Annotated in this window: 12 protein-coding genes; 5 read left to right on the forward strand and 7 right to left on the reverse strand. The window is 67.8% G+C overall.

Annotated features, from left to right (window positions below; translation table 11 throughout):
• Positions 1–129: 129 nt before the first annotated feature.
• The 6 genes from gltX to folC form a co-directional block, all read right to left on the reverse strand.
• Positions 130–1,512, reverse strand: coding sequence for a glutamate--tRNA ligase (gene gltX, locus RMP09_RS12295; RefSeq protein WP_310566258.1), 1,383 nt, complete (start codon positions 1,510–1,512; stop codon positions 130–132).
• 17 nt (positions 1,513–1,529) lie between these two features.
• Positions 1,530–2,747, reverse strand: coding sequence for an O-succinylhomoserine sulfhydrylase (locus tag RMP09_RS12300; RefSeq protein ID WP_310566259.1), 1,218 nt, complete (start codon positions 2,745–2,747; stop codon positions 1,530–1,532).
• An 11-nt stretch (positions 2,748–2,758) separates the two neighbouring features.
• Positions 2,759–4,264 (reverse strand): amidophosphoribosyltransferase, encoded by a 1,506-nt coding sequence (gene purF / locus RMP09_RS12305; RefSeq protein ID WP_310566260.1) that lies wholly within the window; start codon positions 4,262–4,264, stop codon positions 2,759–2,761.
• A gap of 32 nt (positions 4,265–4,296) precedes the next feature.
• The gene (locus RMP09_RS12310; RefSeq protein ID WP_310566261.1) at positions 4,297–4,782 is read right to left on the reverse strand and encodes a CvpA family protein; all 486 of its coding nucleotides are present in this window, start codon (positions 4,780–4,782) and stop codon (positions 4,297–4,299) included.
• Positions 4,783–4,791: 9 nt separating this feature from the next.
• Positions 4,792–5,550, reverse strand: a complete 759-nt coding sequence (locus RMP09_RS12315) for an SPOR domain-containing protein (protein ID WP_310566262.1) — start codon at positions 5,548–5,550, stop codon at positions 4,792–4,794.
• A gap of 84 nt (positions 5,551–5,634) precedes the next feature.
• On the reverse strand, positions 5,635–6,978 hold the full coding sequence (gene folC, locus RMP09_RS12320; protein WP_310566263.1) for a bifunctional tetrahydrofolate synthase/dihydrofolate synthase: 1,344 nt from the start codon (positions 6,976–6,978) through the stop codon (positions 5,635–5,637).
• Between the two features lie 246 nt (positions 6,979–7,224).
• Here folC and RMP09_RS12325 point away from each other — a divergent pair, with 246 nt between their 5' ends.
• The gene (locus RMP09_RS12325; protein WP_310566264.1) at positions 7,225–8,088 is read left to right on the forward strand and encodes a DUF6502 family protein; all 864 of its coding nucleotides are present in this window, start codon (positions 7,225–7,227) and stop codon (positions 8,086–8,088) included.
• A complete protein-coding gene (locus RMP09_RS12330) occupies positions 8,075–9,289 on the forward strand; it encodes a DUF5666 domain-containing protein (protein WP_310566265.1) in 1,215 nt (404 codons plus the stop codon). Before RMP09_RS12325 ends, RMP09_RS12330 begins: the two co-directional genes overlap by 14 nt.
• Positions 9,290–9,313: 24 nt before the next feature.
• Here RMP09_RS12330 and pip read toward each other — a convergent pair whose 3' ends face one another.
• Entirely contained in the window at positions 9,314–10,261 is a 948-nt protein-coding gene (pip, locus tag RMP09_RS12335) for a prolyl aminopeptidase (RefSeq protein ID WP_310566266.1), read from the reverse strand.
• A gap of 46 nt (positions 10,262–10,307) precedes the next feature.
• On the opposite strand from pip, the gene RMP09_RS12340 reads away from it, so the two are divergent.
• The 3 genes from RMP09_RS12340 to RMP09_RS12350 form a co-directional block, all read left to right on the forward strand.
• Positions 10,308–10,655, forward strand: a complete 348-nt coding sequence (locus tag RMP09_RS12340) for an arsenate reductase (protein WP_310566267.1) — start codon at positions 10,308–10,310, stop codon at positions 10,653–10,655.
• Positions 10,656–10,711: 56 nt separating this feature from the next.
• The gene (locus RMP09_RS12345) at positions 10,712–11,029 is read left to right on the forward strand and encodes a pyrimidine/purine nucleoside phosphorylase (RefSeq protein WP_310566268.1); all 318 of its coding nucleotides are present in this window, start codon (positions 10,712–10,714) and stop codon (positions 11,027–11,029) included.
• 30 nt (positions 11,030–11,059) lie between these two features.
• Positions 11,060–11,440 (forward strand): argininosuccinate synthase domain-containing protein (locus RMP09_RS12350; RefSeq protein WP_310566269.1); only part of this gene is annotated, 381 nt, incomplete at its 3' end.

Below are 11,440 nucleotides of genomic sequence, written 5' to 3' on the forward strand. Positions count from 1 at the left end.
ACCGCTGACCTCTTGCATGCCATGCAAGCGCTCTCCCAGCTGAGCTATACCCCCTTCGGTACAACTTGAAGCATTGCTGCTTTTTCGTTATGCCTCGTTGGTGTCGAGACTTGAATTATAGACAGAAATTTAGGCGTTTTTCAACTGCCGCATAATTTTTTCTCTTTCACTCAATGCCAACACCGCATCCAGCGAGGGTGTCTGGGCCGTGCCCATCACCAGCACCCGAACAGGCATGGCCAAGTGCGGCATTTTGAGGCCGGTTTCGGTCAAGGTTTCCTTGATCGCTGCGGCAATGGAGGCCTTGTCCCACACGCAGGAAGCCAGCTTGTCGGCCAAGGCGGCCAAGGCGGGCTTGACCGCATCGGTCACGTGCTGCGCTTTTTCTTCGGCGTTGGGCACCAGATCCAGATAGAACGCCGAGATCCATTTGGCCAACACCACCAGCGTGTCGCAACGGTCCTTGAACAAACCGCAAATGCCCGCCAGTCGGGCATCGGGCACCACGCCCAATTGTGAAAGAAACGGCAGAACATGTTGCGCCAACGCGGCATCGTCCATGGCCTTGAGGTGCTGGGCATTGACCCACTTGAGCTTGGCTTCGTCAAACTGCGCCGCGCTGCGGCCCAGATGGTCGAGGTTGAACCATTCCAGGAACTGCGCACGGCTGAAGATTTCGTCGTCACCATGGCTCCAGCCCAGACGCGCCAGGTAGTTGACCATGGCATCAGGCAAGTAACCTTCGTCGCGGTAGGCCGTCACGGCTTTCGCGCCATTGCGCTTGCTCATCTTCTCGCCCTGCTCGTTCAGCACGGTGGGCAGGTGGGCGTACACCGGCGGCTCCTTGCCCAGGGCCCGGAAGATGTTGATCTGGCGCGGCGTGTTGTTGACGTGGTCGTCGCCACGGATCACGTGCGTGATGTCCATGTCGATGTCGTCGACCACGACGCAGAAGTTGTAGGTCGGCGTGCCGTCGGGGCGCGCGATCACCAGGTCGTCGAGCTCGTCGTTGCTGAATTCGACGCGGCCCTTGACCTTGTCTTCCCACACCACCGAACCGCCCTGCGGGTTCTTGAAACGCAACACGGGTTTGACGCCTTCGGGCACGGGCGGCAGCGCCTTGCCCGGGGCCGGCCGCCAGGTGCCGTCGTAGCGCGGCTTTTCCTTGTTGGCCATCTGGCGTTCGCGCAAGGCGTCGAGTTCGGCCACGCTCATGTAGCAGGGATAGACCAGGCCCTGGGCCTGCATGTCGGCCAGCACCGCCTTGTAGCGGTCCATGCGCTGCATTTGGTAGAACGGACCTTCGTCGTGGTCCAGGCCCAGCCACTTCATGCCTTCGATGATCACGTCCACCGCAGCCTGCGAAGAACGCTCCAGATCGGTGTCTTCGATGCGCAGGATGAAGATGCCCTGGCTGGCGCGGGCAAAGGCCCAGGGGTAAAGCGCGGAGCGGATGTTGCCCAGGTGGATGAACCCAGTGGGCGAGGGAGCAAAGCGGGTGCGAACGGTCATGGGGCGTTTCAAAAGATTCAGAGGCTGGACAGCCCTCGGTCGAGGTCGGTGCGGATGTCGTCCATGTGTTCGAGGCCGACGGCCACACGGATCAGGCCCTGGCCCACGCCCGCGGCCTGGCGTTGCGCTTCGGTCAGGCGACCGTGCGAGGTGCTGGCCGGGTGGGCGCACAGGGTCTTGGTATCGCCCAGGTTGGTCGAAAGGGAGAGCAGCTGCATCGAGTCCAGCACATGAAAGGCGCGCGCTCGGGCCTGGTCGGCATCGGCCGCCTTCACATCAAAGGACAGCACGGCCCCGCCAACGCCGCTCTGCTGGGCCAGGGCCAGTTCGTGTTGCGGGTGGCTGGTCAGGCCCGGATAAAAGACGCGCGCCACGGCGGGGTGCGATGCCAGCCACTGCGCCAGCTCCAGCGCCTGCACCGACTGGGCACGCATGCGCAACTCCAGCGTCTCCAGGCCCTTGAGCACGACCCAGGCGTTGAAAGGTGCCAGGGTCATGCCGCCGCTCTTGAGCACGGGCAGGAAGCTCTTGGTGACCAGTTCTTCGCTGGCGCACAGGGCACCGGCCATGACACGCCCCTGGCCATCGAGGTACTTGGTGCCCGAGTGCATGACGATGTCGGCACCGAAGTCCATCGGCCGCTGCAGCGCAGGCGTGGCAAAGCAGTTGTCGACCGCGAGCGATGCGCCCGCGTTGTGCGCCAGATCGGCCAGCGCGCGGATGTCGCAGACCTCGGTCAGCGGGTTGGTCGGCGTCTCGGCGAACAGCAGGCGCGTGTTGGGCTTGATCGCCGCCTTCCATTCGCCGAGGTCGGTCTGCGACACGAAGCTGGACTCGACGCCGAACTTGGCGAGGTCGGAACCGATCAGCTTGATGGTCGAGCCGAACATGGAGCGCGAGCACAGCACGTGGTCGCCGGCCTTGAGCAGGCCCAGGCACATCATGAGGATGGCCGACATGCCCGAGGCGGTGGAAATGCAGGCCGGCGCACCTTCGAGGGCGGCCAGCCGCTGCTCGAAACTGGCGACCGTGGGGTTGCCGTAGCGGCCGTAGGTGAAGCCTTCCTCGTCACCTGCGAAGCGGGCGGCGGAGGCGGCGGCCGACGGCTGCACGTAGCCGCTGGTCAGGTACAGGGCTTCGGAGTTTTCACCGTACTGGCTGCGTTCGACGGCCAGACGCACCGCGAGGGTTTCGCGGTGCAGGTGGGCGCCAGAAGAAGATGCGTCCTTGCTCATCAGGCCCTCACTCAGGCGGTCTGTGCGTTGGGCAGGGCCAGGCGCGAGGCGTCTTCCTGGCCTTCTTCGCTCTGGTCGCGGCCCTGGTTCATGCGGGCGATCGTTTCCTGCGTGATATCGCCGGTGACGTACACACCGTCGAAGCAGGACGCGTCGAAACCGGCCAGGCCGGGGTTGAGTGAGCCGATGGCCTGCTTCATCGCGTCCACGTCCTGGTAGATCAGGGCGTCGCAGCCGATGATCTCGCGGATCTGCTCGACCGTGCGGTCGTGCGCCACCAGCTCCTGCGGCGTGGGCATGTCGATGCCGTACACGTTGGGAAAGCGCACCGGCGGCGCGGCGCTGGCCATGTAGACCTTGCGGGCGCCGGCGTCGCGCGCCATCTGCACGATTTCCTTGGAGGTGGTGCCGCGCACGATGGAGTCGTCCACCAGCAGCACGTTGCGGCCCTTGAATTCACTGGCGATCACGTTGAGCTTCTGGCGCACCGACTTCTTGCGCACGCCCTGGCCGGGCATGATGAAGGTGCGGCCGACGTAGCGGTTCTTCACGAAGCCTTCGCGGTACGGCAGGCCCAGGATCTGGGCCAGCTCCATGGCACTGGGGCGCGAGGATTCCGGGATCGGGATGACCACGTCGATTTCGTTGGGCGGCACGGTGGAGACCAGCCGCTTGGCCAGGGTCTTGCCCAGGTTCAGACGCGCCTGGTAGACCGAGATGCCGTCGAGCACCGAGTCCGGACGGGCCAGGTAGACGTATTCGAAGATGCAGGGGTTGTGGCTGACGTGGTCGGCGCACGACTGGAAGTGCATCTGGCCCTGCAGATCCACAAACAGCGCCTCGCCGGGCTGCACGTCGCGGATGAGCTCGAAGCCATTGCCTTCCAGCGTCACCGACTCGCTGGCCACCATCACCGCGCCCTCGGCGTTGCGGCCCACACACAGCGGGCGGATGCCATAGGGGTCGCGGAAGGCCAGCAGGCCGTGGCCAGCGATCAGCGCGATCACCGCATAGGAGCCCTTGATGCGCTGGTGCACGCCGCGCACCGCCGCGAACACGTCGGCCGGCTTGAGCGACACGCCCCGCGTGGACTTTTCCAGCTCGTGCGCCAGCACGTTGAGCAGCACCTCGGAGTCGCTCTCGGTGTTGATGTGGCGGTGGTCGGTCTGGAACAGCTCCTGCTTGAGCAGCTTGGCGTTGGTCAGGTTGCCGTTGTGCACCATCACGATGCCGAAGGGCGCGTTGACGTAGAAGGGCTGCGCCTCTTCTTCGCTGAAGGCGTTGCCAGCGGTGGGGTAACGCACCTGGCCCAAGCCCACATTGCCCGGCAGCGCACGCATGTTGCGGGTGCGGAACACGTCGCGCACCATGCCCTTGGCCTTGTGCATGAAGAATTTGTTGCCCTGTTGCGTGGCGATGCCGGCCGCGTCCTGGCCACGGTGCTGCAGCAGCAGCAGCGCGTCATAGATCAGCTGGTTGACCGGCCCTTGCCTGACCACACCCACGATTCCACACATGTTCGAATCCTCAACGACAGATTAAAAAACCATCACACCAGGTGCCGGGCCAGGGCCTCGGGCAACAGTGGTTGCAGGGCATGCAAGGTGGTGGACAGCACCTCCGCCACCGGCGACTGGCGCCAGCGCTCTTGCGTGTGCAGTGGCGTCATCTGCACCACCATCGTCAGCCCCAACAACATCACGGCGCCCCGCAGCAGGCCAAAAACCCCGCCCAGCGCGCGGTCCACCGGCCGCAGGCCGACGGACTCCACCAACTTCTTCATCAACCAGGACAGCAGGCCACCGGCGAACGCCGAGGCCAGGAACACGACCGCAAAGCCCATGGCCACACGCAGCGGCTCCGAAAACCCGTCCACCGGCAACCAGACCCCGACCGGGGCGCCATAGCGCTGGGCCAGCACGAAGGCCATCACCCAGACGGCCACCGACAGCACCTCGTACACCAGGCCGCGCCACAGGCCCACCACCGCCGACAGCAGCAGCACCGCCAGCAAGGCCCAGTCCAGCCAACTCATGTCAGCACCTCAAAGGGTCAGGATGGCGGCGGGCAAGCCCAGCGCCTTCACGCGTGCGGCGGCCTTGTCGGCTTCGGCCTTGGTCGCGTAGGGGCCCACGCGCACGCGGATGCGCTTGCCATCGGCCGTTTCGGCCACATGCGTGTAGGTCTTGAGGCCGGCCCGCTCCAGCTTCAGGCGGGCGTCCCGCGCGCGGGCGGCGTCGGCAAAAGCGCCCACCTGCACCACGATGCGCTGGCTGGCGGCGTCGGCCTTGTCGGCGGTCTTGCCTTCGAGCAAGGCGCGGGCGCGATCGGCGTCGGACACCGCGGGTTTGGCCGCCGGCTTGGGCGGCTCCACCTTGGCGAGCACCTCAGCTTTGGGCTTGGTTTCGGCTTTGGGTTCAGACTTGGCTTCGACCTTGGCGGGTGCCACCGCCTTCGACGTGGCCACCGGCTCCACCACCTCTTCGCGCGGGCCCAGGCTGTCGCTGGCGGCAACGCGCGCGGTGGTGGTCGGTGCGGCCGCCGGGGTGGGCTCGGCGGCTGGAGCCTTCGCCTTGGGCGCGGGCAGCGACGACGGCGTGTTCTTGGCCGGGATCACGATGGGAATGTCCACCGGCAGCGGGCGCGGCTGCGTGTCGAACAGCAGCGAGAAGCCCACCACGCCCAGCAGCACCAGCACCGCGGCACCGATCAGGCGGTGCCGCGCCCGCCGGCGCACCGCCTCGATGCTCTGCGGCGGCGTTGCCGATGCGTTGCCCTGGGAAGCGGAACGGGAAGTGAACATGCGGGTGGATCAGGACGCCATGCAAGCCTGGCGAGGGGCGCGAACCGACGGATGTCAGGCGTGAATCGGCCGAGTGGGCGGGCTTCAGGACGCCAGGTGTTTTGCGGACAGACGGGGCACGCCGTCCTGCAAAACCCCGCCCACGGTGTAGAAGGAACCGAAGACCACGATTCTATCAGCCGGGTCTGCGGCAGCGACCGCCGCGCGCAGGGCGCCCATAGGGCTGGCGTGCAGGCCCGCCACCCGCCCGCCCGGCCCTGACAAGGGCTTGGGCAGGGCTTCGATCTGCGCGGCCAGCGCCTGCGCCGAACTGGCGCGCGGCAGGGGCAGGTCGGTCAGGTGCCACTGGTCGATCAGCGGGGCGATGCGGGCCAGCATGGCGCCCAGGTCCTTGTCGGCCATGGCGCCGAAGACGGCGTGGGTGACGGGATGGAAGCCCATGGCGTCCAGGTTTTCGGCCAGCGCGGCCACCGAATGCGGGTTGTGCGCCACGTCCAGCACCAGGGTGGGCTGGCCGGGCACGATCTGGAAGCGGCCGGGCAGCTCCACCATGGCCAACCCGTTGCGCACCGCCTGGGCCGTGACCGGCAGGCGCGGGCGCAGCGCCTCGATGGCGGCCAGCACGCCGCTGGCGTTGACCAGCTGGTTGGCGCCGCGCAGCGCCGGGTAGGCCAAGCCGGCGTAGCGCCGCCCGCCGTGGGACGGGTGCATGGCCCAGCCCCATTGCTGCTGGTCGCCGGCGAAGTGGAAGTCCTTGCCCAGGCGCCACAGGTCAGCGCCCACTTCCAGCGCGCGGTCCAGCACACTTTGCGGTGGCACCGGGTCGCTCACCACCACCGGGCGGCCGGTGCGCATGATGCCGGCCTTTTCGTAGCCGATGGCCTCGCGGTCGGGCCCGAGGATGGCCATGTGGTCCAGCGCGATGCAGGTGATGACGGCGCAATCCGCATCCACGATGTTCACCGCGTCCAGCCGCCCGCCCAGGCCCACCTCCAGGATCACCACGTCCAGCCCGCTGCGCGAGAGCGTGCGCAGGATGGCCAGGGTCGTGAACTCGAAATAGGTCAGTTCGACGACCTGCCCGTCATCGCCCTGGCCCAGCCGCGCGGCCTCCACCTCGGCAAAGGCGGGCACCAGCGCGTCGGCGGCCACCGGCTCGCCCTGCACGCGGCAACGCTCTTCAAAGCGCACCAGGTGCGGCGAGGTGTAGACGCCGGTGCGGTAACCGGCTTCGCCGTAGATGGCTTCGAGCATGGCGCAGGTGGAGCCCTTGCCGTTGGTGCCCGCCACGGTGATCACCGGGCAGTCCATGGCCAGGCCCAGGCGGCTGGCGACGCGCTGGACGCGGTCCAGCCCCATTTCGATGCCACTGATGCCCTGGGGGTGCAGTCGCTCGCAGTGTGCGAGCCAGTCTTGGAGCGTGTTCATGGCAGGGATTATCCCGGCCGCCCACGGCACCCGCCGGCCCCGCGAGAGATGCCATGGCACGGGGTGCGGACACATCCATCGGGTGGGGCAAGCCACCCGCCGCCGGGTGAAATGCCCCACCCCGTCGTCCCGACCAAGCCAGCAAGCATTTGATTTCATTGGATTTTCATGCCACCCAGGGGCTGGCACGGCCGCTGCATCACAGCCGGTGAATGTGCACTTTGCACACCCCAACCACCCACCCCCATGCTCACCCCCAACACCGCCCTGCACGCCGAACAAGACGCCCTGCTCGTCGCCATCGGCGCGGTGCTCACCCCGCTGGCCCAGCTGTGCGTGGCCCGCGGCCTGCCCATCCAGGCGGTGGAAGCGCAGCTGCGCCGCGGCTTCGTGCTGGCCGCGTGGCAGGCGCACCAGGCCGCGGGCACCGCGCCCAACACCAGCCGTGTCAGCGCCTCCACCGGCCTGACGCGGCGCGAAGTCGGCCGCCAGCTGGACAACGAGCTGGCCCCCGCGCCGCTGCACCACTCGCCGTCGTCCCAGGTGTTCACGCGCTGGCTGACCGACCCGGCCCTGCGCGACGCCCAGCAACGCCCCATCACCCTGCCCCGCCAGGGCGAGGCCCCCAGCTTCGAGGCGCTGGCCCAGTCCGTCACCCGCGACGTGCACCCCCGTACCCTGCTGGACGAACTGTGCCGCCTGAACCTGGTGAGCCTGGACGCGCGCAGCGACACCGTGCGGCTGCAGGCCGATGCCTTCGTGCCGCGCGGCGACTGGGCGCGCATGGTCGGCTTCCTGGGTCAGAACGTGGGCGACCACCTGCGCGCCGCCACCGCCAACGTGCTGGGCAACGGCCAGCAGCACTTTGAACAGGCGATCCACGCCGACGAGCTTTCCGACCAGTCCATGGCCGCCGTGCGCCAGATGGTCAGCCGCGAATGGAAACAGCTGCTCGAGACCCTGGTGCCGCAGATCGAGGCCCTGATCGAGCAGGACCGCGCGCAAAGCCGCCGCATGGACCAGCAGGTCCGCATCGGCTTTTTCTCGTGGACCGAACCCATGCCATCCCCTGTCACACACCCACAAGGAGCTCCCCATGAACAAGCATGACCTGATCGCCGCCGGCCTCACGCGCCGGCAAACCCTGCTGGCCCTGCTGGGCGCGGCCGGCCTGAGCGCCTGCGGCGGGGGCGGCGACGTCGCCGGCGTCGGCCAGGGCGGCACCGGCGCCTTCTCCATCGGCCCCATCACCGGCCTGGGCTCCATCATCGTCAACGGCATCCGCTACGACGACAACAGCGCCAGCATCAGCAGCGACGACAGTACATTCCGCCGCGAAGACCTGCGCCTGGGCATGGTGGTGGCGGTGCAGGGCTCGCCGGCCGTCAACGGGCAGTCCACCGCCACCCGCATCGTGCTGGGCGGCGAGCTGCTCGGCCCGATCGCCTCCAAGACAGGCACCAGCTTCGTCGTGCTGGGCCAGACGGTGAACGTCACCGACAGCACCTTCTTCGACCCGTCCATCGCCGGTGGCCTGGCCGGCCTGGCGGTCGGGCAGGCGGTGGAGGTGCACGGCATCGCCGACCCCGCCACCAACAGCCTCACCGCCAGCTACGTCGAACGCAAGTCCTCCCCATCGGAATACCGACTGCAAGGCCTGGTCACGGCGCACGACGACAGTGCCCGGACCTTCAGCATCGGCAGCCTGCCCATGAGCTACGCCAGCACGGACCCCGACGACGTGCGCGTCACCCCCCTGGTGGGCATCCTGGTCCGCGTGCGGCTGGGCACCACGGCCGTGGGCGGGATCTACCCGGTCAACCGCATCCGCAAGCCCGAAGACTCGTTCAGCGGTTTCAGCGGCGAGGTGGAATTCCAAGGCACCATCACCGCATTCACCAGCACCCGCCAATTCAGCGTCAACGACCTGCCGGTGGACGCCCGCGGCGCCAGCTTCCCCGAAGGCACGGCCGGCATCATGGCCGGCGCCTTCGTCGAGATCAAAGGCGCGCTGGTCAACGGCGTGGTGGTTGCCACCCGCGTGAAGCCGGACGACGACGGCGCCCCCGGCACCGTGGGCACCGAATTCGAGCTGCACGGCACGGTCTCGGCCGCCACCCCCAGCGGCTCGGGCGGCAGCTTCACCCTGACGTCTTCGGGCGGGGTCGCGGTCGCGGTCACCTGGGCCAGCGGCGTCGAGTTCCGCGACGGCACGGCGGCCCACCTGGTCAACGGCCGCCGCGTCGAAGTCAAGGGCACGCTCAGCGACGGCAGCAGCGTCACCGCCACCCGGATCAGCTTCGAGGACTGAGCCTCGCCCAGGCCACCGACCGCTTCAGCGCGCGAAGCGGTCGGTCGCCTCGATGAGTTGCGTCAGGATGCCGGGCTCGTTGAACGCGTGCCCGGCGTCGGGCACGAGGTGGAAGTCGGCCTGCGGCCAGGCCCGGTGCAGCGCCCAGGCCGTGTGCGCGGGCGTGCAGGCGTCGTAGCGGCCCTGCACGATCACGCCGGGGATGCCCGCCAGCTTGTGTGCGTCGCGGATGAGCTGGCCCTCGTCCATCCAGCCGTCGTGCACGAAGTAGTGGTTCTCGATGCGCGCGAAGGCGAGCGAGAAGGCGTCGTTGGAATGTTTGGCGGTGTTGGCCGCGTCGGGCAGCAGGCGGATGGTCTGGCCCTCCCACAGGCTCCAGGCGCGGGCGCAGGCCAGCTGCGCCACCGTGTCGTCGCCCGTCAGGCGTTTCCGGTAGGCGCTGAGCAGGTCGCCGCGCTCGGCCTCGGGAATCGGCGCCACAAAACCCTCCCACAGGTCGGGGAACAGCCACGACGCGCCCTCCTGGTAGTACCAGCGCACCTCCTCGCGGCGCAGGGTGAAGATGCCGCGCACCACCAGTTCGGACACGCGCTCGGTGTGCGTCTGTGCGTAGGCCAGCGCCAGGGTGCTGCCCCAGGAACCGCCGAACACCAGCCAGCGCTCAACGCCCAGCATGGCGCGCAGCCGCTCCATGTCGGCCACCAGGTGCCAGGTGGTGTTGTTCTCCAGCGAGGCCGAGGGTCTGGAACGGCCGCAACCGCGCTGGTCGAACAGCAGCACGCAGTACTTCTGCGGGTCGAACAGGCGGCGGTGGTCGGGCGAGCAGCCCGAACCCGGGCCACCGTGCAGGAACACCGCAGGCTTGCCCTGCGGGTTGCCGCAGAGCTCCCAGTAGATCTGGTGGCCGTCGCCGGTGTCGAGCACGCCGGTTTTGAAGGGCTCGATGGGCGGGTAGAAGTCGCGCTGGGTCATGGTGATGGAACGCTGCCGCCAATGGGCTGCGTGACAAAATTCGGGGATGACCACACTCTACGGCATCCCCAACTGCGACACCGTCAAGAAGGCGCGCACCTGGCTCACCGACAACGGCATCGCGCACGTTTTCCACGACTTCAAGAAACAGGGCGTGCCCGAAGCCGCGCTGGACCGCTGGCTGGCCGCCGCCGGCCACGAAAAACTGGTCAACCGCAAGGGCACGACCTGGCGCGGGCTGGACGACGCCCAGCGCGCCAGCGTGGTGGACGACGCCAGCGCCCGCGCCCTGCTGCTGCAGCACGCCAGCGTGATCAAGCGCCCAGTGGTCGAGTGGGCCGACGGCGCCATCACCGTGGGCTTCGACGCCGCCGACTGGGCCGGCCGGCGCTGAAACCCCCGCCGCCTAAAATCGCGGTTTCGCCTTCACTTTCCCCAACGGACCTTTCCATGAGCACCACCCAGATCAGCGGCGTTGCCGTCAACACCCAGGCCAGCGTCTATTTCGACGGCAAATGCGTCAGCCACGGCATCACCTTCCCCGACGGCACGAAAAAGTCGGTCGGCGTGGTGCTGCCCGCGACCCTGACCTTCAACACCGGCGCGCCCGAGATCATGGAATGCGTGGCCGGCGGCTGCGAATACAAACTGGCCGGCACCGACGCCTGGCTCACCTCCGGCCCGGGCGAAAAATTCGCCATCCCCGGCAACAGCAGCTTCGACATCAAGGTCACAGAGGCCTACCACTACATCTGCCATTTCGGTTGATCCGCGACTGAACCCGACACGAGCACACACATGGCCACCATCCTCCAACACCTGCCCGCCCAACAGAAAGTCGGCATCGCCTTCTCCGGCGGTCTGGACACCTCCGCCGCCCTGCTGTGGATGAAGCAAAAGGGCGCCCTGCCTTACGCCTACACCGCCAACCTTGGCCAGCCCGACGAGAGCGACTACGAAGAGATCCCCCGCAAGGCCATGGCCTACGGCGCTGAAAAAGCCCGCCTGGTGGACTGCCGCCTGCAGCTGGCGCACGAAGGCATCGCCGCCATCCAGTGCGGCGCCTTCCACATCAGCACCGGCGGCATCACCTACTTCAACACCACCCCGCTGGGCCGCGCCGTGACCGGCACCATGCTGGTGGCCGCCATGAAGGAAGACGACGTCAACATCTGGGGT

Origin of the sequence: Hydrogenophaga sp., from assembly GCF_031426985.1 — a bacterium.
Lineage (GTDB): Bacteria > Pseudomonadota > Gammaproteobacteria > Burkholderiales > Burkholderiaceae_C > Hydrogenophaga.